This window comes from Arthrobacter sp. JCM 19049 (assembly GCF_001310435.1).
Genome location: NZ_BAXF01000764.1, coordinates 1 through 822 on the forward strand (window position 1 = coordinate 1; position 822 = coordinate 822).

Consider the following 822-nt stretch of genomic DNA (forward strand, 5'->3'; position numbering starts at 1 on the left):
GCCAGGGACACCGAGCCGGGCGAGCATGCCCAGCCCCACGACCCGGCGCTCAACCCAAAACCTGAGACCACTTCCCGCGCGGAGGACACCAAATGACGATTCTGCGACTGGCTCTTTCCGAGCTGCAGCGCATGACCCGCGGCACCCTGCCCAAGCTGGCGATTATCGCCCTGAGCTGTGTGCCGCTGCTGTACGGGGCCATGTACCTCTATGCCAACTGGGATCCGCAGTCCCACCTCTCCGGCGTGCGCGCCGCCCTGGTCAACCTCGATGAGGGAGCCGAGAAGTCCGGCAAGGACCTGAAGGTCGGTGAGGATGTCACCGAGTCCCTGCTGGAGGACGGCACCTTCGGCTGGGAGCTTGTGGGTTCCGAGCAGGAAGCCTATGAGGGGGTGGCCAACGGCGACTACTCGTTCGCCATGACCATCCCCAAGGACTTCTCCGCCAACCTGGCCTCCCCGGCCGACTTCGACAAGGCCAAGCAGGCCCAGCTGAAGATCACCACCAATGACGCCAACAACTTCATGGTGGGCACGTTCGCCGACACCCTGGCCAATGAGGTGCACAACTCGGTGGCCAAGGAAGTGGGCACCCAAACCGCCGACTCGATGATCGCCGGATTCGTGGACATCCACTCCTCCATGGCCGACGCCGCTGATGGCGCAGGCCAGGTCTACGACGGCACCCTGCAGCTGAAGGACGGGGTCGCCACGCTTTCGGACGGCACCAAGCAGCTGGTCGACGGCGGCAAGCAGCTGGCCGACGGCACGGTGGAACTGCACGATGGCGCCAAGACGCTGAAGCAGGGCACCGGGGACCTGG

1 protein-coding gene is annotated in these 822 nt (G+C 65.3%); it reads left to right on the plus strand.

Annotated features, from left to right (window positions below; genetic code table 11):
* Positions 1-92 precede the first annotated feature (92 nt).
* A partial coding sequence (locus JCM19049_RS16080) for a YhgE/Pip family protein (RefSeq protein WP_279403420.1) occupies positions 93-822 on the plus strand: 730 nt, incomplete at its 3' end.